22 protein-coding genes are annotated in these 23539 nt (G+C 51.3%); 11 read left to right on the forward strand and 11 right to left on the reverse strand.

Features of this window, described 5'->3' with window-relative positions; genetic code table 11:
* Positions 1-236 precede the first annotated feature (236 nt).
* From KQI79_RS23660 to KQI79_RS23670, 3 genes are read right to left on the reverse strand one after another with little or no spacing between them, the layout of a single operon-like run.
* Entirely contained in the window at positions 237-1469 is a 1233-nt protein-coding gene (locus tag KQI79_RS23660; RefSeq protein ID WP_216540785.1) for a response regulator transcription factor, read from the reverse strand.
* Positions 1435-3303 carry a cache domain-containing sensor histidine kinase gene (locus tag KQI79_RS23665; RefSeq protein ID WP_216540786.1) on the reverse strand — a complete coding sequence of 623 codons (1869 nt, stop codon included), beginning with the start codon at positions 3301-3303 and terminating at the stop codon, positions 1435-1437. Before KQI79_RS23665 ends, KQI79_RS23660 begins: the two co-directional genes overlap by 35 nt.
* Before the next feature lie 30 nt (positions 3304-3333).
* Positions 3334-4347 carry a substrate-binding domain-containing protein gene (locus KQI79_RS23670; protein WP_216540787.1) on the reverse strand — a complete coding sequence of 338 codons (1014 nt, stop codon included), beginning with the start codon at positions 4345-4347 and terminating at the stop codon, positions 3334-3336.
* Positions 4348-4571: 224 nt separating this feature from the next.
* Between KQI79_RS23670 and KQI79_RS23675 the strand changes: the two genes are divergently transcribed.
* Positions 4572-5735 carry a foldase protein PrsA gene (locus KQI79_RS23675; protein WP_216540788.1) on the forward strand — a complete coding sequence of 388 codons (1164 nt, stop codon included), beginning with the start codon at positions 4572-4574 and terminating at the stop codon, positions 5733-5735.
* Positions 5736-5803: 68 nt separating this feature from the next.
* Positions 5804-6730: an MraY family glycosyltransferase gene (locus KQI79_RS23680; protein ID WP_216540789.1), complete on the forward strand. Its 927-nt coding sequence runs from the start codon at positions 5804-5806 to the stop codon at positions 6728-6730.
* Between the two features lie 63 nt (positions 6731-6793).
* Here KQI79_RS23680 and KQI79_RS23685 read toward each other — a convergent pair whose 3' ends face one another.
* From KQI79_RS23685 to KQI79_RS23700, 4 genes are all read right to left on the reverse strand, one after another.
* Complete coding sequence (locus KQI79_RS23685) at positions 6794-7459, reverse strand: MgtC/SapB family protein (protein ID WP_216540814.1); 666 nt, start codon at positions 7457-7459, stop codon at positions 6794-6796.
* Positions 7460-7623: 164 nt separating this feature from the next.
* The gene (locus tag KQI79_RS23690; RefSeq protein WP_216540790.1) at positions 7624-8757 is read right to left on the reverse strand and encodes a Ger(x)C family spore germination protein; all 1134 of its coding nucleotides are present in this window, start codon (positions 8755-8757) and stop codon (positions 7624-7626) included.
* Positions 8754-10202: a spore germination protein gene (locus KQI79_RS23695; protein WP_367398237.1), complete on the reverse strand. Its 1449-nt coding sequence runs from the start codon at positions 10200-10202 to the stop codon at positions 8754-8756. Before KQI79_RS23695 ends, KQI79_RS23690 begins: the two co-directional genes overlap by 4 nt.
* Positions 10199-11296 carry a GerAB/ArcD/ProY family transporter gene (locus KQI79_RS23700; protein WP_216540792.1) on the reverse strand — a complete coding sequence of 366 codons (1098 nt, stop codon included), beginning with the start codon at positions 11294-11296 and terminating at the stop codon, positions 10199-10201. Before KQI79_RS23700 ends, KQI79_RS23695 begins: the two co-directional genes overlap by 4 nt.
* 199 nt (positions 11297-11495) lie before the next feature.
* On the opposite strand from KQI79_RS23700, the gene KQI79_RS23705 reads away from it, so the two are divergent.
* From KQI79_RS23705 to KQI79_RS23725, 5 genes are read left to right on the forward strand one after another with little or no spacing between them, the layout of a single operon-like run.
* Positions 11496-11873, forward strand: a complete 378-nt coding sequence (locus KQI79_RS23705; protein WP_216540793.1) for a methyltransferase domain-containing protein — start codon at positions 11496-11498, stop codon at positions 11871-11873.
* Positions 11874-11924: 51 nt separating this feature from the next.
* Entirely contained in the window at positions 11925-12200 is a 276-nt protein-coding gene (locus KQI79_RS23710; protein WP_216540794.1) for a DUF7948 domain-containing protein, read from the forward strand.
* Positions 12182-12805, forward strand: a complete 624-nt coding sequence (locus tag KQI79_RS23715; protein WP_216540795.1) for a DUF7948 domain-containing protein — start codon at positions 12182-12184, stop codon at positions 12803-12805. The genes KQI79_RS23710 and KQI79_RS23715 overlap by 19 nt, the downstream gene beginning before the upstream one ends.
* Positions 12688-12933 carry an SBBP repeat-containing protein gene (locus tag KQI79_RS28390; protein WP_216540796.1) on the forward strand — a complete coding sequence of 82 codons (246 nt, stop codon included), beginning with the start codon at positions 12688-12690 and terminating at the stop codon, positions 12931-12933. Before KQI79_RS23715 ends, KQI79_RS28390 begins: the two co-directional genes overlap by 118 nt.
* Positions 12896-13651 (forward strand): SBBP repeat-containing protein, encoded by a 756-nt coding sequence (locus KQI79_RS23725; protein WP_216540797.1) that lies wholly within the window; start codon positions 12896-12898, stop codon positions 13649-13651. Before KQI79_RS28390 ends, KQI79_RS23725 begins: the two co-directional genes overlap by 38 nt.
* 2 nt (positions 13652-13653) lie before the next feature.
* Here KQI79_RS23725 and KQI79_RS23730 read toward each other — a convergent pair whose 3' ends face one another.
* Complete coding sequence (locus KQI79_RS23730) at positions 13654-16248, reverse strand: adenosylcobalamin-dependent ribonucleoside-diphosphate reductase (protein WP_216540798.1); 2595 nt, start codon at positions 16246-16248, stop codon at positions 13654-13656.
* A 387-nt stretch (positions 16249-16635) separates the two neighbouring features.
* On the opposite strand from KQI79_RS23730, the gene KQI79_RS23735 reads away from it, so the two are divergent.
* The 3 genes from KQI79_RS23735 (at position 16636) to KQI79_RS23745 (ending at position 20321) form a co-directional block, all read left to right on the forward strand.
* Positions 16636-18351 carry a DEAD/DEAH box helicase gene (locus tag KQI79_RS23735; protein WP_216540799.1) on the forward strand — a complete coding sequence of 572 codons (1716 nt, stop codon included), beginning with the start codon at positions 16636-16638 and terminating at the stop codon, positions 18349-18351.
* A 2-nt stretch (positions 18352-18353) separates the two neighbouring features.
* Positions 18354-19214: a YqhG family protein gene (locus KQI79_RS23740; RefSeq protein WP_216540800.1), complete on the forward strand. Its 861-nt coding sequence runs from the start codon at positions 18354-18356 to the stop codon at positions 19212-19214.
* 162 nt (positions 19215-19376) lie between these two features.
* Positions 19377-20321 (forward strand): hypothetical protein, encoded by a 945-nt coding sequence (locus KQI79_RS23745; protein WP_216540801.1) that lies wholly within the window; start codon positions 19377-19379, stop codon positions 20319-20321.
* Between the two features lie 38 nt (positions 20322-20359).
* Here KQI79_RS23745 and KQI79_RS23750 read toward each other — a convergent pair whose 3' ends face one another.
* A complete protein-coding gene (locus KQI79_RS23750; RefSeq protein ID WP_216540802.1) occupies positions 20360-20563 on the reverse strand; it encodes a YqzE family protein in 204 nt (67 codons plus the stop codon).
* A 175-nt stretch (positions 20564-20738) separates the two neighbouring features.
* On the opposite strand from KQI79_RS23750, the gene KQI79_RS23755 reads away from it, so the two are divergent.
* Positions 20739-21425 (forward strand): N-acetylmuramoyl-L-alanine amidase family protein, encoded by a 687-nt coding sequence (locus KQI79_RS23755; RefSeq protein WP_216540803.1) that lies wholly within the window; start codon positions 20739-20741, stop codon positions 21423-21425.
* A 31-nt stretch (positions 21426-21456) separates the two neighbouring features.
* Here the strand turns inward: KQI79_RS23755 and KQI79_RS23760 are convergent, their stop codons facing one another.
* Together KQI79_RS23760 and KQI79_RS23765 are read right to left on the reverse strand one after the other, a co-directional pair.
* The gene (locus tag KQI79_RS23760; protein ID WP_216540804.1) at positions 21457-22851 is read right to left on the reverse strand and encodes a serine hydrolase; all 1395 of its coding nucleotides are present in this window, start codon (positions 22849-22851) and stop codon (positions 21457-21459) included.
* A gap of 320 nt (positions 22852-23171) precedes the next feature.
* Positions 23172-23402, reverse strand: coding sequence for a hypothetical protein (locus KQI79_RS23765; RefSeq protein WP_216540805.1), 231 nt, complete (start codon positions 23400-23402; stop codon positions 23172-23174).
* Positions 23403-23539 lie beyond the last annotated feature (137 nt).

Here is a 23539-nt window from a genome sequence, read left to right on the forward strand (position 1 = left end):
AGGTACTTTCGTCGATACGCTTCTACGTACAGATTTCGCCATACGTAGGTATCCTAGCTACGCGGGGGCTTGGCCCTTCCCGCGACCGGACTTTCACCGGCTAGAAGATGCGTGCTTAGCTGGGCACGCCGCACGCAAAAAAGCCGCCCCGCAAGATCCGTTCGATCTTGCGGGACAGCCTATGCCGTACTCCGCCTATGCGTTTCGCTTTGAATTTCACCGCCTGCCGCTGCCGATTACGTCGCCTTCTCCGGATCGTCGTCGCAGAAGGCTGCTCCCCTCCGATACCGGTTGGGCGAGACGCCGATCGCTTTTTTGAACGCGGTGCTGAAATAATGCTGCGTATCGTAGCCGACCAGTTCGGCGATTTCGTTAATTTGCAGGTCGGAGGCGTTCAGCAGACGGACCGCTTTCTCCATCCGCATCTGCGTAAGCAAATTGACGAAGGACGTTCCGAGCTCCTGCCTGATGATGCGGCTCAAGTATACCGGCGACACTTGCAGGGAACAGGCGAGCGCTTCCAATGAAAATTCCCGGTCCGCGTACGACTCCCGAATATGCCGGTATGCGCGGCGGACGATCGGCGAAAGCCGGGATTCCTGGTAGACGTTCTGCTTGCATTCCCGGTACACGGCCGCAATATCGGTTAATCCGCCGTTCGTTTCTTGAAACTGCAATTGGACCGAAATATTGAGGTACGACCGGACCGCCTGCTCGATACCGGCGAATAGCGTTTCCGGCGCCTTGCCCCATAGGCTGACGACGATCCAGCCCGCCGCGTCGCGGAACATCGCGTTCCGGTACGGCGCAAGCAATTCCGCAACGATATTTTCGATAGCGAAAAGAAACAATTGCCTGTCGCTTTCCTTCCATACCGCCCGATTGCCGCTCCCCTCCGGCCAACGAACGACGACAATCATGTCGGGCGCAACAGCCGGCAAACCGAGAAATTGCAGTTGTTCCACGATTTCCGCATCGGTCAAGTTTCCCTCGATCCATTCGAGACAAAACCGTTCCCGGATCAGCGAGAAATTTTTCGTAATTTGTTCGGACGCCATCTTCAAATATTCGCTTTGTTTGGCCTCCGACTCCAGCCTGCCGCGCACATGGGCCATAACGCGCGTCAATTGTTCGGGATTTGCCGGCTTCAATATATAATCCTCCACCTGCAGCCGGATCGCCTCCTGCGCATAGGCGAATTCGTCATGTCCTGTAATAATGACGATTTTGCTTCCGGGCAACCGCTCCCGAACCCGCTTCATCAACGTCATGCCGTTCATGATCGGCATATTCAGATCGACGAGCAAAATATGCGCTTCATGCGCAAGCGCCAGTTCCAGCGCCTCTTCCCCGTCCTCCGCTTCCGCTATCACTTCCATGCCGAGCGCCGGCCAGTCCACCGCCTCGCGTATGCCTTCGCGAATAATCGGTTCGTCATCGGCGATCAACACTTTCCAAATCGCTTCCATCTTCGTTCACCTCTGTCCTCTCCTTATGCCCGGCCCGCTCCCGAATGATCGGATGTATCATCGTGACCGTCGTTCCCGTATCCGTTTCGCTGTCGATATATAAACCGTAAGCCTCTCCGAACGTCAGCTTCAATCTCGCCTGAATGTTCATCATGCCGTACCCATGCTTTTGCCCCGTTTCCCCGGGCTCGTCTTCGGCCGCGAACGAGGCGTTCAGCCGTTCCCGCAAAGCGAATAAACGGCCGACGGGCATCCCTTTGCCATCGTCGGCAATGCGGATGATCAGATGGCCGTCATGCTCATCGGCCTCGATCAGAATATGTCCCGGCCCTCTCCGCTCCTTAATGCCGTGATAGATGGCGTTCTCCACGATCGGCTGCAATATGAGCTTCAGCACGGAAACGCGTTGGACGCCAGGCGCGACGTTCAGCGTAAAGTTCAATTTATCTTTATATCTCGTTTGCTGAATTTGCAAATAACTGCGAATATGCTCGATTTCGTCGGCGAGCGGGATCACGTCGCTTCCCCTGCTCAAGCCGATGCGGAACAATTTGGACAGCGATTCGACCATTTGGGCCACATCGTCGGCTCCTTTTTTGCGCGCCATCCAATGGATCGTGTCGAGCGTGTTGTACAGAAAATGCGGCTTAATATGCGCCTGCAAGCTGCGCAGTTCCGCTTCCCTCTTCTGCCGTTCCTGCAGTTCCGTCAACGACAGAAGCTGCTTGATCTTCACCAGCATCGCATTAAAGCTGCGGCCCAGCATGCCTACCTCGTCCGTCCGGTCTCCCCAATGCCGTATCGTCAAATCGCCCGACTCCGCTTTTTGCATGAAAGACATCAATTGGCCGATCGGCCTGGACATCGAGTATGATAAATAGGAGGAAGCCGCGATGCCGAGCAAACATACGATAAACACGAAGCTGATCACATAAAAACGGATTTCCCTTACCTCCATAATCGAATCCTCGGCGGAGAACACGCCGACGGTCGTCCAATCGGTAAACGTCGATTTGCGGTAAATGAATTGCAGCCGCTTCCCGTCGATCTGTTTGGAGAAATTGCCCGAGCCGCTCTCGCCCAACCACTCGGCCGGTATTTCGCCTATAAGCGGTTGCGACGGAGAATAAATGCCGTTCCCGTGCGCGTCGAGCACCATTAAATACCCGCTTTTCCCCAAGCGAACGTCCTTCGCCGCTTCGGCGATTACCCTCAGCTTCAAATCGACAAGCACGACTCCCTTCACTTCCTGCGTATCCGGATCGAGAATCGCCCGTACGACGGAGACGACCTCCGTATCTTTGTAGTTGACATGATTGGCGACATTTCTGCCGACGGGATGGCCGACGATCGTAAAGATTCCTTTATGGTCGACCGCTTCCCGGTACCATGCTTCTTCCGTCAGGCTCTTGTCGCTGCGCGCGTACATTTCGTTGCTGATGTATTCCCCCCGGCTATTCGTAATTAATATCCCGGCAACTTCGGGATAAAGCGTTGTAATGCCTTGCAAAAATTTGCGGATGCCGTAACGATCGTCCTGCTCCGCCTGCTCCCGTTCGCCGTCGCCTTCCATAAACCGCATAATATCCGAATTGAATGAAATGAAATACGTCATGTTCTGCATATTGCCAATATACGATTCCAGCGTCTTGTTCACTTTGCCGATCAGTTGCAGCGTATTCTCATTCGTTTGCCGCTCGATAATGTGGCTCGCCGTCCAATCGATCAACACGCCCAAACCGATGGACGGCAAGATGCTGATCAGCAAAAAATGAATAATGAGCTTATAGCGGATCGGCAAGTTGTTCATCTGAAACCAGTTTAGCTTCTTCATCGTCAACAACCCATTTCCCCGGCTTGGATGTTATTTCGCGTAATAATGCTGCACATTCTCTTTCGTTACGACGGCGATTCCCGTGTCCACGCGAAGCGGCAGCGGAGATACGTCCGATTGCGCGCCCGCGCCCGGAGGCGTCAGCCCGTGATGCATATGGAAAAGAAATTGCAGCGACCAATACCCCATGTTCCAGGTGCCTTGCGCCATCGTCGCGGATATCGTCCCTTCCTTCACCATATCCAGCGTCGCCTTGTCGGTATCGAAACTAATGATATGCAATTTGGACGTTCCGGGCAGCAAGCGCACGGCCTCCCCCACGCCTACGCCTCCGTTCGCTTCCGTCGCGAAAATGCCGGCCAGTTCCGGATAGCTCGCCATAATTTCGGTCGCGGCTTCTTTCGAAACGACCTGATCGCCTTTTCCGTCCCTTACCTCGACGACCCGCATGTCGGGAAACTCTCTGGCAATCGTATCTTGAAAGCCTTGCGTCCGTTCCATATGGTTAAATTGATTGGGCGAAGTGACGACCGCTACCTGTCCGCGCCCGCCGAGCAATTCGGCCATTGTGCGTGCCGCCGTCTCGCCCGCATTGTAATTGTTCGTCGCCAGGAAAGATAGCGCCTTGCTGCCGGGAGCGCCCGAATCGAACAGCACGACGGGAATTCCCGCATCCACCGCTTTGTCGATCGTCGTAGTCAGCGCATCGGCATGGATGGCCGAAATAGCAATGCCGGCCGGTTTTTTCGCAATAATCTGCTCCAGCACAGTTACCTCTTCGTGAACGTCGTATTGTGTCGCCCCGCGGTATTCGACGGACACGTTCAACGCCTGGGCCGCATCCTCGAAGCCTTTCAAGCAGCTTTTCCAATACTCCATTCCGGATTGAAACGTAACCAAATAATATTTCTCGTCGATTTCCCCCCGCAAACCCGCGTCCATCTGGCCCCAAGGATTGCCGGCGGAATCTTTGGCGTAATAGTTCAATAAATAGATGAGAAACGTCCCGATCAGCAAAACGTAGACAAACAGTAGCTTTTTCACCGCTGTAACCCCTTTCAACAATGTGCGGACGAAATCTAAGTCTATTATATTACATCATTCCGAAAAGTCATTGAATCGGGGCATAAATCGACATTTTATTTTTTAGCTTATTTTAAGGTTCTTTTAAAGTTGGCTTAATTTCGTTAATATAGAGTTATGCTAATGTGCAAAAGCAGGAAAAAAGTTGAAAAAGATCAAATCGGGGTTGTATGAAAGGGGAAAACATGGAAAAAGACCAGGGCAAGCGTCCGGAAGACGATTCTATCGAACAAAATGAGAACGAGGACGCGCAAGAGAGAAATACAAACGAGCGGCAAGCCGCAAATCCCCAAGGGGAAGATATGCTGGAGCCCGGCGGCGAAGATGCGCGGGAAGCTCAAGCAACCGCCGGCGGCATCGAACGGCACGACAATCAACCGGTATCGGATGACGGCCTTTCTCCCGTTCCTGCGGAAGCGGTTGCGGCGGCCGGAACCCGCAGATCGAGCGTTCCATGGATGGTGCTGTCCGCAATGCTGCTCGCTGCGGCCGTCTACTTCGCCGTCGCCAATCCGTTCGGCAAGAGCGAAGTGGTGGCGAAAGTGAACGGAGAAGCGATCACGAAGGATCGGCTATACGATACGCTTGCCAAATATAACGGCGATGCCGCCCTGCAGCAGATCATCTCGGAGACGCTGCTCGACCAAGCGGCCAAACAAGCGAACGTCACCGTGACGGATCAAGATATTGCCGAGGAAATCAATCATCTCAAAAACTCGTTTCCGAGCGAGGACCAATTCAATATGATCTTGGCGCAGCAAGGAATGACCGAGGAAGACTTGAAAGAAAACATGCGCGCACAGGTCAAAATCAATAAAATTTTCGAGCCTAATATCAACATTACCGAAGAAAGCGTCAAACAATTTTTCGATGAAAACAAAGATATGTACGGAACGCCGGAGGAAGTGCGCGCTTCGCATATTTTGGTAGATACGAAAGAAGAGGCCGAGGAGATTTTGAAACAATTGAATAACGGGGCGGATTTCGCCGAGCTGGCGAAAGAGAAATCGCAAGATCCCGGTTCGAAGGATCAAGGCGGAGATCTCGACTTTTTCGGCAAAGGCGAAATGGTTCCCTCTTTCGAAGAAGCCGCGTTTGCATTGAAGAACGGCGAAATCAGCGGCATCGTCGAATCCAGCCACGGCTTCCATATTATTAAGCGAACCGATTATAAGCCTGCGGAACCCGCCAATTTCGAAGACAAGAAAGAAAATATCAGGTACCAGTTGTTTGCGGAAGAGGTCAATAAGCAATTTCAACCGTGGTTTGAGAAGCTGAAATCCGAAGCGAAGATCGAAAACTTCTTAAGCGAAACTCCGTCGCAGGAAGCCGCGCCTTCCGGACTGTAGTTTTCCAACTAATCATTTAAACGGTGGTGATTGTCATTTTATTTGCCATTGCATTCATAGTATCTTTTATGATCGTATATTTGCTTATCCCTCCGCTTGGGAAAATGGCATTTCGCATCGACTTTGTAGACAAGCCCAGGAAGGATTCCGAACGTAAAATCCATCGCGAACCGATTCCGCTTACCGCCAGTTATGCTATTTTTATCGGATTTTTTGCCACTTATCTGTTGGTCGCGAGACAATTTACGATGGAAACCGCCGCGATCTTGGCCGGGGGAATATTGCTCCTCGTCATCGGCACAATCGACGATTGGTACAAGACGAAAGGCAAAGACTTTCCCGCGCTGCCGAAACTGATCGTTCAAGTATCCGCAGCCGTGCTCGTGTATGCATCGGGCATCGCTTTTACCGGATTTTATAATCCTTTTACAAGCGAATATGTGCTCTTGCCGGTTTGGCTGCAATTTATTCTTACGATCTTATGGATTTTCGGCGTTACGACCGTCATTAATTTCTCGGACGGGATGGACGGTCTGGCCGGCGGATTGTCCGCCATTTCCGGCGTCACGCTGTTCGTCGTGGCGCTCGCCAAAGGCCAAACGATTCCGGCGATGCTGGCGATTACGCTGGTCGGCGCGACCGTCGCGTATTTGCGTTACAACAAACCTCCCGCCAAAATCTTTATGGGAGACGCGGGCGCGACGTTCATCGGATTTATTCTGGCCGTGATCGCGCTGGACGGCGCCTTCAAGCAGGCTACCGTATTGTCGTTGTTTATTCCGATTTTGGCGCTCGGCGTGCCGATTTTCGATAATATCTTCGTCGTCGTAAGGCGCTTCTTGCAAGGGAAATCGATCTACCAAGCGGACGCGAGCCAAGCGCATTACCGTCTGCTGCGCGCGGGGCTGAATCATAAGCAAGTCGTCATGTTCCTATGCTTGGTCAGCACTTGTCTTTGTTTATCTTCGATTATTTTATTGTTGATCCAGATATAAGCGTACGGAATACAAAAGAAAGCCTCCTTCGGCATTGTCGCCGAATCGGAGGCTTCTTCTTGTTTACTGCACTTCAAACGCTTTGATGGCCGGTATGGCTTGGATAATCGAAAATAGCTGTTCCGTATTACATTGGGCCGGCAGCTTCACCGTAAGCTCAAGCTCGAGCTCGCTCATATCCCCCGCGTTTCGTTCCGCTTGGAAATGAAGAATGATAATATGCTTTTCTTTCAGCGCAGTTTGAATTTCATCGAGGACGCCCGGCGTATCGTCGATTCGAATATGGATTTGCTCGGTCTTCGGAGTAGCCAGCCAGTGAAATCCGCTGTGAAGCACTTTTTGCGCGATCAGAATCATAAGGGTAACGCCCAACCCGACCCAATAGAGACCGGCGCCGATTGTCATGCCGATGCCCGAAGTCGCCCATACGCCCGCTGCCGTCGTCAAGCCTTTGATCGTTTGCTTTTGCATAAAAATCATGCCCGCGCCCAAAAATCCGATTCCGCTTACAACTTGCGCGGCGACACGGGAAGGATCGAGACCGACGCCGGTCCAGCTTGCCTGATCCTGAAAGCCGTATTTGGAAATCACCATCATTAACGCCGAGCCGATCGCTACAATTAAATGAGTTCGAATCCCCGCTTCCTTCATCCTGCTTTTGCGTTCATACCCAATTAACGCGCCGCAAATGCCTGCAACCAGAATCCGGAATAAATAAGCGTATTGCACTTTTATCACCGTCCCGTCTATGCGTTGATGTATGTAAAAACGCCGCTATTCAAAAGCAATGATGGCGTTAAGCAAGGAATAAAATGGCACTCTAAATGATACCATACTTTCCCTGGTTCATTAACCGTCAACAGCGAAAAAAATGGGTTCGGCGCATCCAACATCTACAGCTTCTGGATTCCCGCATGCTTAATCTTTACTTTCACATCGATGTCGATCGAATTGTCATCGAGCCGCAATTCCTTCCCGTACTTTTTCCATTGCGCATTCGCCGTCCGATATAACGTATGCCGCAACGAATAAATGTCCGTATTCGAATGAAGCGCGAAGGAATAGGTTTGCAGTACATGCTTGCGGATTTCCTCTTCCGCCATTCGTTCCGCTTCCGCTTCGGACATCTTGCGCAACAGTTCTTCGACTTCCCCTTGTATGTTAATTTTGATGTTGAAACGAGGTTTTCCGTCTTTCGTCGCAACCTTCACTTCTTGCTTCGGACGACCGAGCGTCAAAACGATTTGAGGCGCGTTGCCCTTCTGGATATATAACGGGGCTTCCACTGTTTTCCGGCTCATCCAACGATAACCGCGCAGCCGTTCTTCGGGAAACCAGCCTGACTGTCTCCGGTTGTAAATGGCGTATAAGCCGTTAATTTGCAACTGAGGGGTGGCCTGAAGGTCTTTCTCCCAACTTTCCTTGTTAATCTTAATGGACGGAACGAGCACCGTCATTCCGGGTTCACGCAACAGGGCGATAAATTGCTGCAGCCTGACGGAAGGAATGTACGAACGTTGCGAATAGACCTCGTTAGGCTCATGAAGCAGCGTCAGCATCGGCGACATGTCAAAAATCGGCGATACCGAGAAAATTCGGTCGATCGGCTCCTTCGTGCCGAACACCCATAACGTGTTGCGCATTTCGCGGTAGCGAAGGATGCTGTCAAGCAAACTCACTATATCTTGCTTCATAATGTTGTCGCTAAATACGATGGCGGTAATATGTTCCCATACGATTTTCAATTGAGACGCACTTAATACGTCATAAAACGCCAAGCCGAGCGTGCTTCCGACCCCTTTGCCGACCCAAATCGGCGCTTTCCCTCTCGGTTTTCCCACTTCCTGTTTCGCTACATTGGAAAAATCCAACGACTGGACGTAGACTACATATTTGCCGTCGACGAAATCGATACCCAGTGCCGTTAGGTAGGCGTTCTCCTGTATATCCTTAATATCCCAACAGCCGGACAGCAGTACGGCAAGCATGGAAACGCAGCAAAGGACCGAAACGGTTCTTCGGATCATTGCGATTCACCTCCTGTGCGCGTGTCGTCAATCGGGTCGTACATAGTCGGGCGCTTCGTCATTTTGTTAAGCGGTTTGGCAAAGAGCGCTTTGAGGATTTCGCCGAATTTCGGAGGCGAGATCGGCGCAAGAAGCGGATGTCCAAACGATTCCAGGGTGGATACGTATAAAACGATAGACATCACTCCTAGAAAAAATCCGTACATGCCGAATACGGACGAAAGAATCAGCACATAAAGGCGCAGTACGCTAACGGTTCCGCTTAACGATTGATTAACGAGCGTAAACGTCGCCACGGCCGTCACCGCGGCGGCAACCAGCATCGTCGGGGAGCCGATCCCCGCCCGAATAGCGGCGTCGCCCACAATCAAGCCGCCGACGACTGCGACGGTTTGGCCGACCGCTCTCGGCAGCCGTATGCCGGCTTCCCGGAACAACTCGAATAAGCCGAGCATCAAAAACATCTCCATCGGAGCCGACAGCGGAATGCCCAATCGGGAATTGGTGATCGTCGCCAGCAACGGAAACGGAATTTGATCCAGGTTAAAGGCGACGAGCGCCACCCAAAAGCCCGGCACGAAAATAGCCACAATAAGCCCCAAAAGGCGGAGAAACCGTTCCAGAAACACGAAATAGTACGGAAAATGGCTATCCTCCGGCGATTTCAACATCAGAGTAAGGTTGCCTGGAGCGATCAGGGCCATGGGCGATCCTTCCGTAAAAATGATAAATCGTCCGCGAACCAGGCTTTCCACCGCATAATCGGGCCTGCCGATGTAATCCACAAGCGGGAAGAGAGAATAAGACGAATCGCTCATCGCCGTTTCCAGTTGGGCGCTGCTTGTCAACGAATCGATATCAATGCCATTCAGCCGATGCCGGGCTTCCCGAATGATATCCGGATTGGCGACATCGTAAAGATACAATAACGCGACTTTCGTTTTGCTGCGTTTGCCGATCATGAATTGTTCGTAATGCAGCGATTCGGTTCGCAATCTTTTCCGTATTAACGCCACATTCGTTCCGACTTCTTCCGTAAAGCCGTCCCTCGGCCCTTTAATCGAAATTTCGGTATTCGATTCATCCGGTTCGCGATGAGGCGGCTCCGCGATATCCAGCGAATACGCTTTATTCGTTTCTTCGTGCCAAACGACAAGCTCCCCGTTGAACACTTTGGAGGCGAGCGCCTTCGGGTCATGATCGGAGAGCGGCGCGAACGGAAGGATTTTGTAGTCGTCCGGTTCGAAAGCCGTTCCCGATCTTCTAACCATTTTGTCTAGATTCGGCAGTACGGTTTGGGAAATGAGCTTGACATTCGCCATTCCTTCGCACCAGATTAAGGTCAAGGATACCGTACGTTCGCGAGTGCGGTAGCGATACGACTCAAATTTCACATCCGCACAGCTTGCAAAATACCGCTTCATCTCGTCCAATTGCAAGTTCACTGCGCATTCCCCCATTTGCGGTGATTCAGTAAGGCGACTACCCACAAAATAATGGATACGGCGACCATAACGGGTATAACGACAGGAAAGTATATTCGCAACAACAATCGCTGAAAATCGATATCGCTGATTTGAAGCATGGCAAGCGAAAATACGAGCAGCGCCGTAATCAGGCAAAACGCCTTTTTGAGCCTGGGCTTTCGCAGCGGCATAAGATCGCAGGCAAGGAAAATGGCGAGCGAAATTCGAATAAAGGATCCCGACAACCATTGATAGATCGAAAGAAAATCGACATGTTCAATATATTTGCCAACCATGACGAGCCGCCACTGTTCGAATGCGGGGTAACGCTGCCGCGCGCTTTCGATCGGGCCGAATGCGGCGATGGATCCGAGATACGGTCCGATCGTCAAGCCGGCCAACATGACGGCCAGGATCGCAATCGTTACAAATCCCATACGTTTCGAGGAGAAATGATGCTGCATAAAGGCAAGCATTAACAATTCGATAAATCCGCCGCCAACGTACAATGTGCCGTGGATGGCGGGAACGATGCCATGTTCTAATACGGGCCGCAGTAAAGTGTAATCTTTATACTGGAAGTTGGCGCTCATGACAAAATATCCGAATATGACGACAAACGGCAGCAGAATACCCGAGCAAATCGCAATCGAACGCAAGCCCGCCAAGGCGCACAGCATGCATAAAACGACTAAAGTCAATGCTACGATAAAAAACGGGGTTCTCGGCAAATACGTGGCGTTGGTCCACATGCTAGTATCGTATAAGGTCACGTATGCGATCGATAGAAGGTAACAATAAATGACGAGCGTCACGATCCAGGCGATCGCCGAACCCGCCGCCTGCTTCATCCATGGAAACAGCGGAGTGTTCCCCTTCTTCTTCATGATCCAATAGACGATCGGCAGCCAGAGGAGACAAAGGAAGAGCGCCATGATAATGCTCAACCATCCGTCTCTGCCGGAAGTCTGGATCAGCATAGGGATCAAAATGACATGATTAAACATGCCCGCGGAAAGGAGCATAATGAATATGGCCTGAATGTTGGTGATGCTATGTTTTGCCTGACTCATGTCAACCATCCTCAACAATGAACTATGAATTCCGGTCCCGGAACGATTATATTATGTTCAAACAAATGGCAATGTATTCCGTTTCGAACCGAGCGGGCGAAAAACGGGAGGGATGCTTGACTAAAGACAAACGCATATACATCTTGTCTCGAGAGAATATGATGTAGAAGAGTGATTCGAGTCGGAGGTTGATTGGCAGATGAGAATTGATTTGGGCTGCGGGAATAATAAATTTAGAGACTGCATTGGAATCGATCGGATCGCTTACCCTAATACGGATATTGTACATGACTTCAACCGGCGGCTCCCGCTCGAAGATAACTCGGTTGATTTTGTAATGGCTTCCCATAGTTTGCAGTACGTAGACGATCTTCATGCCGTCATGGAAGATATCTACCGGGTTTGCCGCCACAAAGCGATGGTTTGCATTGTGGCGCCGTATGCCCATGTTACTTCCCATATCGTTAATCCGCAATATAAACAGTTGTTCAATGAACATTCTCCGCGGTTCTGGACGAAACATGCCAAGACGGCGATTGACAATGATGACTTCCTATTTTCTCCGAAAGATTCTTAGTCGTTGCAGGACGAAGGTAGCGACTTAAATATCGATTTCAGGGTTCTTCGGATGGAGTTTTTTTATTTCACGCCGTTCAGGCTAGGCTATGACCAGTTCGAATTGTCCCTTCTTCGACAGTCCCAATTTAATGTTGCCTTTCAAATTATGTACCAATTGGTTGTCGTCAAACAACCCATGAGCGACGAGGAGCAAGAAGGGCTGGCGTTGTTCTTGCAGTTTCTTGGCGCGAACGCCGGGGTGCAGATCGAGGGCCGCCGCCAGAGCTTGGAGAAAGTCAACTTCCTGGTCGGTAACGATCCGGAGAAGTGGCATACCGGCCTCTAGAGGTCGTCTATCGGGAGCTGTGGCCGGGCGTCGATCTGATCTTCTATGGAGAGGACGGGAAGCTGAAATATGATGTGACGGTTCAGCCCGGCGCGAGGCTGGACGATATTCAGTTCGCTTACCGCGGCGCGGAACGGTTGTCCCTGGATGAGGAAGGGAATCTCCTTATCCATACTCCATATGGGATCTTGATTGAGGAGCGCCCGGTCAGTTATCAAGAGATTGACGGCAAGAAGGTCGTTGTGGAAAGCCGCTTTGTCGTCAAGCAAAATGCTCATGGAGAACTTGTCTATGGTTTCGAAGTCGGACATGGTTATCATCCTGATTATGGCGTGGTTATTGATCCGTCGATCGCGTACTCTACCTATCTTGGCAGCACTTCAGCATCGACGGATACTGCAGCCATTGCGGTGGATGCGTCCGGACACGCCTACGTGGCCGGGACCTCCGGTCCCTCTTTCCCCGTTACGCCGGGCGCTTTCAACCGGTGTTTGCCGGCGACCGGGATGTCATCGCGGCCAAGCTCGATCCGACGGGGTCTTTTCTTATCTATTCCACCTTTATCGGAGGAAGCGGTGACGATGAGGGCAGCGCGATTGCCGTAGATCCATTCGGCAACGCCATCATTACGGGATTTACAACGTCCCCCAATTTTCCAACGACGCCCGGAGCTTTGCGCACCGTGATTTTTGGAGGTGAGCCCGGATGCCTTCGTTGCAAAGCTGAATGCTGACGGTACCGCTCTGATCTACTCCACCTTTCTTGGCGGAGTGGACGGTTTTAATTTTGGTCATAGCGTCGCCACGGACGGTTCCGGCAATGCCTATGTGACAGGGACTACCAACGCCACCGATTTTCCGACGACACCAGGCGCTTTTGATACCGTATTAACCGCTGGATCTAAAGCGTTCGTATCGAAACTGAACGCCTCCGGAACGGCTTTCATCTACTCTACCTTGCTTGGAGGCCAATTTGATAACACCGGATTCAGCATTGCCGTGGATGCGTCAGGCAGCGCTTATGTGACAGGGGAGACGTTAGCCGACGATTTTCCGACGACCCCCGGCGCGTTCCAAATTACTCTTCAGGGACAGAGAGATGCGTTCGTGACGAAGCTCAACGCCGATGGCACGGCCCTCGTCTACTCCACGTATCTCGGAGTACCGTTTTATGCCGCTCCAAATGAATATCCAATGCAACCAATAATAAATAATATTTTGGCCAAATCTAACGCGCCAATGTTGAGGGAATGGAGATCTGCGGGGAATAATTTGGTCAACATATGGAATGCTGTCTCGCTATTCTCCTTGGAAATGATTCCAATTAGCGACAATATTCACGCAACCTTGTCATCATACTCTAACGTTAAAATCAAAGAGGCCGTCGACCAAGGATGTGCCTTGTTCAACGGCCTTTGGGCTAGCGTATTTATTGTTCAACCGATTAACTAATCTTAATTACAACGGCTATACCCGCAATTGGCGCATGTTTTGCAGCCTTCGACGTTCAGCAGCGAAGCGCTGCCGCAGGACGGGCATAGGTCGCGCGAAGTCGGTGCGCCTTTCGCGGAGAATGGCGCTTGCACCTCGGGCGCAATGGCCGCCGCGATCGGAGCCGTCTCCGACGCCGCCGCATGCTCATCGGCATGCTGCGCATGAGTTTCCAACGCTTTCGCGACCGCATCGGCTATCGATTCGACGCGGTTGGCTCCGAAGCCGATCGCGCCCGAACCGCCAATTCCTTTCAAATGCTTGATCAGCAGTTCCACCTTATGGCCATGATCGCCGTAGCGGAGGAATAAGGAACATACCCGGCCCAATGCTTCCGCCATCGCGAATACGTCCGAGCCCGCTTTGCCGACGTTCAGGAATATTTCGCTCGGTACGCCGTCCAAATCGTTAATCGTAATATATGCCATTCCGAACGGGGTATTGATTTTGTACGTCGCTCCGCGCAGCACTTGCGGGCGGCGCTTGTATTGCTTGTCGAACACTTCTTTCGCTGGCGGTTCCACGTTCACAGCCAGCGACTCGTTCAGCGCGTCCATCGACTGCGCTTCCGCTTCCCCGTTCGCGCCTGCCTCCGATGCCGCGGCCGCATTCGACTTCTCCTCGTCTTTCTTCTCCGTACTGAGCACCTGCACGTCGCGGCTGCCGTCGCGGTATATCGTAACGCCTTTGCAGCCGAGATCGAAGGCGAGTTCATACAATCGTTTCGTTTCTTCCACCGTAAAGTCCGCCGGGCAATTCGCCGTTTTCGAGATCGAACTATCGACCCAACGTTGAATCGCCGCCTGCACCCGAATATGATCCTCGGCCGACAAATCCATCGCCGTCACGAAATGATCCGGCAGTTCTTCGCCCGGATGCGCGTCCATCCATTGCTGCGCGATCGGCACAAACTGCTCGTCGAAGCCGAGCCGGCTTTGCCGGTAATATTTGAACGCGAAATAGGGCTCAATTCCGGTCGATGTGCCGACCATCGTCCCCGTGCTTCCCGTGGGAGCTTGCGTAATGACGGTAACGTTGCGCATCCCGTTGTTCTCGATCGACGCGCCTACTTCGGGATACGCCGCAACGATATTTTTCATAAATCCGCTCTGCATAAACGGTTCCAGTTCGAACGCTTTAAACGATCCTTTCTCCGCCGCAATTTCCGAAGACGCCAAATAAGCTTCTTTCGCGATAAATCCATATAGGCGGTCGAGAAATTCAAGCGATTCCGGGCTGCCGTACCGGACGCCCAATTTAATCATCAATTCGGCGAGACCCATCGTACCGAGTCCGACGCGGCGCTCGGTTTGTTGATTCTCTCTATTCTCCTCGAAATGATACGGCGTCTTGTCAATGACGTTGTCGAGGAAACGAACCGAATACCGCGTGACCGTCGCGAGTTCGTCCCATGCGACATCGTGGCGTTCTTCATCGTAGAACTTCGATAAATTCATCGCGGACAAATTGCAAACGCCCCATCCCGGCAAGCCCTGTTCGCCGCAAGGATTCGTACAAATGATCGGATTAAAATACCAGCTGTTCGACATTTGATTGTAATATTCCATAAAGACGACGCCGGGCTCCGCCGATTTCCATGCGGATTCGATAATCGTATGCCATACGTCGCGGGCTTTGACCGTACGATAATGATTGACTTTCTTGCCCTGCTTGCGCCATTTCTCCAAATCGCCGTCCCAAATGTCGTTATATTCCGGGTCGGTCGTATCCGGGAAGACAAGCTCCCAATCCAAATCTTCCTTGACGGCTTTCATAAATCCGTTGCTGACGCATACCGACAAATTCGCATTCGTCACTTGCCCCATCGTCTGCTTCACCGTAATAAAATCGAGCACATCCGGGTGCCAGTCGTTAATCATGAGCATTAACGCTCCGCGTCGGCTGCCTCCCTGCTCGATCAATCCGGTCGTGTAGCTGAACAATCCGCCCCAACTGACGGCGCCGCTCGATGAGCCGTTGACGCCTTTTACGATCGATCTGCGCGGCCGCAGCGAAGACAGGTTGATGCCGACGCCGCCGCCTCGCGCCATAATTTCCGTCATTTCCGTCAATGTATCCATAATGCCGCCGCGGCTGTCCTTCGGCGAAGGAATGACGTAGCAGTTGAACAGCGTCAACTCTTCGCTCGCTCCCGCTCCGGCCGCGATCCGGCCGCCAGGCACCAATTTCCAATCGTCAAGAATATATCTGAACCGCTCGGTCCATGTTTGCTGCAATTCGGGCGTCGTTTCCACCGATGCCATCGCCGCGGCGAGTCGATCCCACATCTGTTCCGGCGTCTTCTCAATCGTCAGCGTCAACTTCTCGACGGTCGATTCGACCGTTTCGCCGCTGCGCAGCTTCACTGTTACATTGCGTCCTTCCCTTTTCACAACTTCCCCGACTTCTTTTGCCGGAAATTTCGGATCGTCTTTCGTCAATACAAGTACGACGTCGCCGACTTTCGTATTGTTCGTATCCGCATCCTTCCATGCGTAACGATCTAGAAATATTTTTTCGCTTAATCCTTCCAACCGCTGTTTCTGCATCGTTTTCAACAAAAACAACCTCCTATAATTTTGGTGTAGCGGCGCTCCTCGCTGCAAATCCAGTAAAACGGATCAATCATTGCGAAAACTTCTACCATTATATTATGTAGGATTCACAATATATTGTGTGCTTTAATCATTATACTATACTACATATTGTATTTTCTATAGTACAAAACTGTAAATTAAGACAAGAAAGCGATACTATTTTGACCAAGCTTCTTTTTGCTCCTACGATCTCTCTTTTTCGCCCTCTTTAGCCTTTAAAATATGAAACGATTTTGAAAAATTTACATGAAAATAACATGTATGGAGACCGATCTCCCGGCGCATTCGGTTATGAAGCGGCCGTTTTTCGTCCATACTAGCGTAAAACGGACTTTGGAGGTGTACGCCATGCGTCTTACCGAATATTCGGAACATGCGCGGCCTGTCGAAATTCAGCACAATCGCGGATGGTTCGCCGAGCTAGAACAACGCATGAACAAGAACGGTCCCTGGGATGACTGGACGTTATACAAACTCGCCTACGAAGCCGAGCAAGCGAAGCTCGTTACAAGCTTTGACGAATTGCAATGTTTGTCTTATCTGGCCCATCTGCAGCCGATGCGCCACCAGATCGAGACCGCGGTGAAAGTGCTGCACGAAATGCGGGGCAGGGCGATTCTTGCCGATGAGGTCGGCTTAGGCAAAACGATTGAGGCCGGGCTTATCTTAAAAGAATACATGGTGCGCGGACTGGTGCGCAAAGCGCTTATTCTCGTCCCCGCTTCGCTCGTGCTGCAATGGGTGCGCGAATTGAACCAGAAGTTCGGCATCGCGGCCGTCGCGCAAAAGAAAGAATATACTTGGCATTACGACGTCGTCGTCGCTTCGATGGATACGGCAAAACGCGATCCCCATAAGCAACTGCTGCTATCCAAAGAATATGACATGCTGATCGTCGACGAAGCCCATAAATTGAAAAACAAAAAGACGACCAATTACCAGTTTATTAATCAATTGCATAAAAAGTATTGCCTGCTTCTTACCGCTACGCCGGTGCAGAACGATCTCGACGAACTATATAATTTGATTACGCTGCTGAAACCGGGACAGCTTGGCGGACAAGGCGAATTTGTCGCGAATTTCGTCGTGGACAAACGGATGCCGAAGAACGAAGAGCAATTGCAGCGCGAGCTTTCGAAGGTTATGATCCGCAACCGCCGCAGCGACGGCAATATCGGATTTACGAAGCGCTATGTCAAGAACGTTCCGCTAACGCTGTCCCCCGAAGAACAATCGCTATACGACGGCGTTACCCAGTTCGTCAAGGAAAGGTATCGCGAATCGGGCGGCGATTTGGCGAATATGTTGTCGCTCTTGACGCTGCAGCGCGAAGTATGCAGCAGCCGCAACGCGGTATTTCTAACGCTGCATAATTTGTCAAAGCGCATGGCCGAAGACTCCCCCGTCCATGCCAAAATATGGAGCCTTATTCATAAAATTAAAGACATCAAGGCAAACACGAAAGCGGAAAAGGCGCTCGAGCTTGTTCGCGAAATGAACGAGAAGGTGATCATCTTCACCGAATATCGGGCTACGCAAGATTATTTGCTGCAATTTTTCCGCAGTCAGAATATGATTGCCGTTCCCTACAGCGGAGGCATGAACCGCGGCAAGAAAGACTGGATGATGGACCTGTTCCGCGGCCGCGCGCAAGTCATGATCGCTACCGAAGCGGGCGGGGAAGGGATTAATCTGCAATTTTGCCATCATATGATCAATTTCGATCTGCCGTGGAACCCGATGCGGGTCGAACAACGGATCGGGCGCGTTCACCGGCTGGGGCAAACGAATGACGTTAAAATATACAATCTTTCCACGCTCGGGACCATCGAAGAACATATTCTAAACCTGCTGCATGAAAAAATCAATATGTTTGAATTGGTAATCGGCGAATTGGACGTCATTCTCGAACGTTTCGAACAGGACGATTCGCTTGAGAAGCGTCTCTACAAAATGATGCTTGAGTCGAACTCCGACGATGAGCTTCGAGCCCAAGTCGATTCGCTCGGGCAATCGCTAAATCAAATCGTAACGTCGGTCGGACAATCGAGGGAGGCCCGCTAGCGATGCCGATGACACAAAAGCAAGTGCAGCAATACGTAATGCGCTATTTGGAAGCGACGGGCTGCCACTTTATCGAGAAGTCCCCCGCCCATGCCATGGTCAAATTATCGCCGCAAGCGGATCGGAGCTTGACGAACCGGCCCTATTATTGGGGATATGTCGATCAGACAGGGGTGGAGCCGGAGACGATGCGGATCATGTTCATTTTCGATCCGGAACATAAAGACGTGCCGCCCGCACCGCTGCCGGGCCCGGGCGTACAGCGCATTCCGCGCGAGGAAATCACCTACGGCTGCCGGAAATTGGATCAATTTTTCGAAGCGGCGAAAGCGGGCGGCTCCTACGTATATTTGTTCGAACAACCGAATTCGGATCATAAGAAGGCGGCCTCTTCGATGCCGTATCACACCTGGCTCGGTCTGAACGTGAAGGTGGAATTCGCATGCGATATGAAGCGGGAAGAGATTCATTCCTACGGCATTTCCCTTGCGACGGGCGAAATCGCGGAGCAGTTTCACGAGCGGCTGTCCGGACGAAAAATGTCGCCGAAGCTGCCCGCCAATGTTCACGTTGCTCCGAATGCCATTACGCTAAACCGGGCGAGAACCCTCATTGAGCAGAAGCTGGAAAAAAAACTGAAAACATACGACACGGCTTGGGCGGAGGAGGCCCGCAAGCGGCTGCAGGACGAAATTGCGCGAATCGATTATTTCTACGAAGAACAGCTGAAAACGCCGGAAGAAGCGAAGAAAAAGGAAATCGAAGAGCAATATGCGAACCGCAAGAAGGAAATCACGTGGCAATATGAGCCTCGCATCGCCGTATCCGTCATAAATTGCGGAATCTTTCACCTGCCGGCGTGATTCAGACGATTCTCGCTAAAAGGATGCAAAAATAGAACGTGGCGCCGGGGATCGGCAGCGACATGTTCTAACAAACTTTGAAAGGCTTGTCCTTTACAATGAAAATAGAAAGCAAAATAGAAAGATATGCAGTTCCAACTTCCATATAGGCAGGTGATGAAATTGCGAAAAACGATCATCGCGCTGGCCGGCGCATTGCTGCTGGCCGGGCTTATGTCATCGGGCCAAGGTCATCCGTCCGTCTCGCATGCCGCCGAAAGCGGGCGCATGGGCGCGATCGCCGAACCCGGTTTATCCACGGACGGCGCAACGCTCAATCAACGAATCTCCGACTGGATCGGGCGGCTGGCGGAACATGAAGAGTTTGCCGCCTGGAAGCAGGCGGAATATCAAGTGTATCCGCTCGGTCCCGGGATGCACGGCTGGCTGGTTCTCTTGACGAAAGGCGCGGAGGATGTCGGCTATCTCGTCGTCAGCGCAACGGAAACCGGCGAACCGATCCTATCCGAATACGGTACCGGAAGCCAATCTTTATTCAGTATGAACACGCTGTACTCTTCGTTAGTGCAGCATGAACTTATTCCTTCATCCGTCCTGCCGGAGCAGTTCGAACAATGGGATCGTATCTCCATCGACAGATATTATATTCATCCGATGCTTGCCGTTTGGAAAGTTGGCATTTCCGGCGAACCAAACCGGTATGTCGATGCGAAAACGGGACAAATTTTGACGATCGGCGATGACGAATGGCGTGCACAACTTTCCAAGTTTCAAAACGATCCAACGGCAGGCATTGCCGGCAGCGTGCGGCAGCCTCAGCCAAGCGTCTCCGCGGCGGAAGCCTTCGATCCATATTACCGGATCGTATGGATTACGCATGAACCGCTTGACGTATCGAATCCGAAGCAGCTGCTGGATTGGTTTGCGGACAATGTAAAAATGACATACGTATCCGAATGGTACGATGAAGCTTATCTCGTGCCCGTGGCGTTAACCGGCTATCAAATATGGGACGGCATAACGACATACGTCGGCTTCGATCAAGAAGGAAACCGTTACGTCCCGTTCGAGACTTTAAGCCGCTATGGAAGCTTTTACGAAAATTAATTTTTATCAAGCGCAAAAAACCCCCGTTCTTCATCGGTTTATGAAGAAGGGGGGTTTTCGTCTTGTTCCCGCTTCGTTCGGCTGCGAGCGAACTGCAAGCTGAACGGGATGTAGCCGAACCATCTCGAGCTCCAATGTTCTTTCGCTTTGCGGCGTTCGCGCCGAACCTCCTTAGGCGTGTCCATATAAGTGATAAAACGTTCGGTCATCAATTTCACCACATCGATTCCTTTGACCGCCATGCCTCTTCCCCCTTACGTCGCGTTTACTTCTAGGGTTCGCATTTCAGGCGGAAAATAAACGTCGATGCATGTTTTTCCGCGAGCTAGACAAAATAAAAACGTCCTAGTTTCGACAAATGTACCGGCAAGAAAAAGTGAACGATCGTTTATGATCAAGGAGGCGGGACATGTTCTCATGAAACGCATATGGTTACTTCTGCTTACGGTTGTCATCGCGTCCGCTTGTTGTACGTCCGCAACCGCCGCCGCCGCCGATCCGGAGCGATTCCACGAATCTTTCGCCAGACCGGTCGTCGTCATCGACGTCGGACATGGCGGCGTAGACGGCGGGACCTCTTATCAAGGTTTGCTTGAAAAAGACATCAATTTGGAAATCGGCAAAAAATTATACATGATTTTGCGCAGCAACGGCGTCGCGGCGGTGCTGAACCGTACCGGCGATTACGCGCTCAGCGACGAGAACCGGTGGCTCCGCAACCCGTCGCGCCATCGCCGCGATTTGGCGCAGCGCCGCCAATTAACGGAAGAATTGCCGACAGAGCTGTTCGTCAGCCTGCATGTGAATTGGAGCAGAAGGGCCTCTTATCGCGGACCGCTTGTACTCCATCAAGACGAAGGCCGCAGTTTTCTACTTGCCACCTTGTTGCAGCAATCTTTGAACGGATTGTACGGGACGAACAGGCAGGTGCAGCACGGCAAGACATTCTATTTGCTCCGGCGCGTCAAGCAGCCTGCCGTCATCGTCGAGACCGGATATCTCAGCAACAGAAGCGATCGGGAAAAATTGTGCGGCGCGCGCGGACAAAAGGAGATCGCCCAAGCGATATACGCAGCGATACAGCACTATTTGCAATTAACGTGATGTCCGGCATACTTCACCAAGATCCCTCCTTCTATTCGGCAAGGGGGCTTTCACGCAGTCGATCGGCTTGCATCGTTTCTTCTTCACTATGCCAAATAAAATGCTGAAAACTACCGCTTTCTCCGCGAATGAATTCGACTTCTGCGGTCGCTTGCTGGATAAAAAAACGGGCTTGATTAAGCGGAAGCAGCGGTAAAGAAATCCCGTTTTCAAGCCGTATGTAAAGCCGTTCGTCCTCCACCGTCACCTCAACCTGCATGCTTTCTCCATTGTCGGCCGCACTCTTCAGCATATATGTACCGACATAATGCTCATACACCGAAGGTTCGACATGGACGATTTCGCGTTCCACAGGAGGCTGCGGCATCTCGTAATCCTCATCGCATAAAATATGTTCCAGCGCATCGATCACTTGTTGGCTGTAACGCATTTCTTTCTCCGCATTTTGCAGAACAATCAGCGTCATATCTTGATCAAGATAACGCTTCATTACGGTAGCATAGCCTGGCCATCCTCCGGTATGGCTGACGATTTTGCCGAGTCCCTCTTTTTCTTCCACAATCCAACCCAATCCATATGGAAATGTCTCTCCATTGTTCAACCGTACCGGAGCAAACAATTCATCGCGCAACGATCCCTCAAGGAAATCATCCGAGTATAAAGCCCGGTCCAGACGCAATAAATCGCGCAGATTGCTGTTCACCGTGCCATCGCCTTGAATTCCGTCCAGAAAAATAACATATTCCGTCTCCTTGACCGTATCCGGCAATACATAAGCCGAATCTTCCATGTTATACACAAAACCGAAGGCATAATTGGGAATCGTTCGCCCTTCCCATCGGCGATTGTAAACGCTTGTACTGTTCATTCCAAGAGGACTGAACACTTGTTCTTTCATATAATCCGCGAATGTTTTTCCGGAAATCCGTTCCATGAGAATAGCAAGCATAACGTAGCCCGTATTACTGTACGACCACCCTTCGTTGGGAGGGAACTCCGGATCGGGTTGATGCTTAACCAGCATATTTAGCACATCCTGATTTGTTGCAATGACGGAACGATCCCAATGTTCGATCAATAATTCCATGTAGTCCGGAAGGCCGGATGTATGTTCCAGTAAATGCCGAATCGTAATTCCCGGGTACGGAAGTTCCGGAATCCACTTGGCAACCGGATCGTCGAAATCAACTTTTCCGGTTTGCCGCAAACGTGCTATTCCCAAAGCGGTAATGGGCTTGGATAACGAAGCCAATTCAAATATCGTGTCCGCCGTCAACGGTCTGCCGGTTCGAAAGTCGGCCAACCCGGCCGCCGTTTCCAGAAGCACTTCCCCCTTCTCAGCCGCCAAAAACGCACCATTAACGATACCCTGCTCACGAATAGCTGCAAAAAAAGACGCTAAACGTTCCTTCTTGTTCGCGTTCACATTAAAATCCCCTTCACCATAGACTTCTTGTATCCATGATACAGGGATGAAACTCCACAATCAAGCTCCGCTGCTTTATTGTTGGGCTCGACGCTAGTAAGCGAATTAAGTAGAGAGAAGAAGAAACAGGAAAGCTCCTTACGGAAGTAGAATAGCTATGCTTCGCGCAAGCTGGCGCCGGGAAGCGGCGTCAGCTTGTATTGCGATGCGGCGGATTGAGTATCTGACGATGGACAGGATGAAGCCGGCCCGTTCTCGCCGGCAGAACGACTAAGAGCTTCATCCGTTTTTTTCGTATCAAATCGCCCGTTAAAACCTGCTTACGGGATAGGCGTCTGCATCATTCCCCTCAAGATCACTTCAAGTCCCCAACGGAAACGTTCGTTCTCCGCCACCTCTCCCGAGAACAACTCCTCCTTCAGATTGGCGATGAGCGGATAGCGGACCGGGTCCGCAGATTGGTACATATCCTTGACCACCGACGTCTGCTTGGTTCCGTGCTTCTTCCACGAATGATGTTCGAAGGCCACATAACGAACATCGTTCGTCAAGAACACTGTTCGTTATGATATAAGAAATTTGTCGTATTAGCTGGGTTTCTAATTTATTTGCATCCAAATCTATAAAATAATTTTTTTGGACTTATCGTTCCGAAAACTTTATACTAATTTATATGAATGGGGGTCTT

It is taken from the genome of Paenibacillus sp. MSJ-34 (genome assembly GCF_018918005.1).
Taxonomy (GTDB): domain Bacteria; phylum Bacillota; class Bacilli; order Paenibacillales; family Paenibacillaceae; genus MSJ-34.

What these genes read in the sequence shown, in the direction of transcription:
- KQI79_RS23660 (WP_216540785.1), bottom strand. Translation starts at nt 1,469, where the DNA reads ATGGAAGCGATTTGGAAAGTGTTGATCGCCGATGACGAACCGATTATT.
- KQI79_RS23665 (WP_216540786.1), bottom strand. Translation starts at nt 3,303, where the DNA reads ATGAAGAAGCTAAACTGGTTTCAGATGAACAACTTGCCGATCCGCTAT.
- KQI79_RS23675 (WP_216540788.1), top strand. Translation starts at nt 4,572, where the DNA reads ATGGAAAAAGACCAGGGCAAGCGTCCGGAAGACGATTCTATCGAACAA.
- KQI79_RS23680 (WP_216540789.1), top strand. Translation starts at nt 5,804, where the DNA reads ATGATCGTATATTTGCTTATCCCTCCGCTTGGGAAAATGGCATTTCGC.
- KQI79_RS23690 (WP_216540790.1), bottom strand. Translation starts at nt 8,757, where the DNA reads ATGATCCGAAGAACCGTTTCGGTCCTTTGCTGCGTTTCCATGCTTGCC.
- KQI79_RS23700 (WP_216540792.1), bottom strand. Translation starts at nt 11,296, where the DNA reads ATGAGTCAGGCAAAACATAGCATCACCAACATTCAGGCCATATTCATT.
- KQI79_RS23705 (WP_216540793.1), top strand. Translation starts at nt 11,496, where the DNA reads ATGAGAATTGATTTGGGCTGCGGGAATAATAAATTTAGAGACTGCATT.
- KQI79_RS23710 (WP_216540794.1), top strand. Translation starts at nt 11,925, where the DNA reads ATGGAGTTTTTTTATTTCACGCCGTTCAGGCTAGGCTATGACCAGTTC.
- KQI79_RS23735 (WP_216540799.1), top strand. Translation starts at nt 16,636, where the DNA reads ATGCGTCTTACCGAATATTCGGAACATGCGCGGCCTGTCGAAATTCAG.
- KQI79_RS23740 (WP_216540800.1), top strand. Translation starts at nt 18,354, where the DNA reads ATGCCGATGACACAAAAGCAAGTGCAGCAATACGTAATGCGCTATTTG.
- KQI79_RS23750 (WP_216540802.1), bottom strand. Translation starts at nt 20,563, where the DNA reads ATGGCGGTCAAAGGAATCGATGTGGTGAAATTGATGACCGAACGTTTT.
- KQI79_RS23755 (WP_216540803.1), top strand. Translation starts at nt 20,739, where the DNA reads ATGAAACGCATATGGTTACTTCTGCTTACGGTTGTCATCGCGTCCGCT.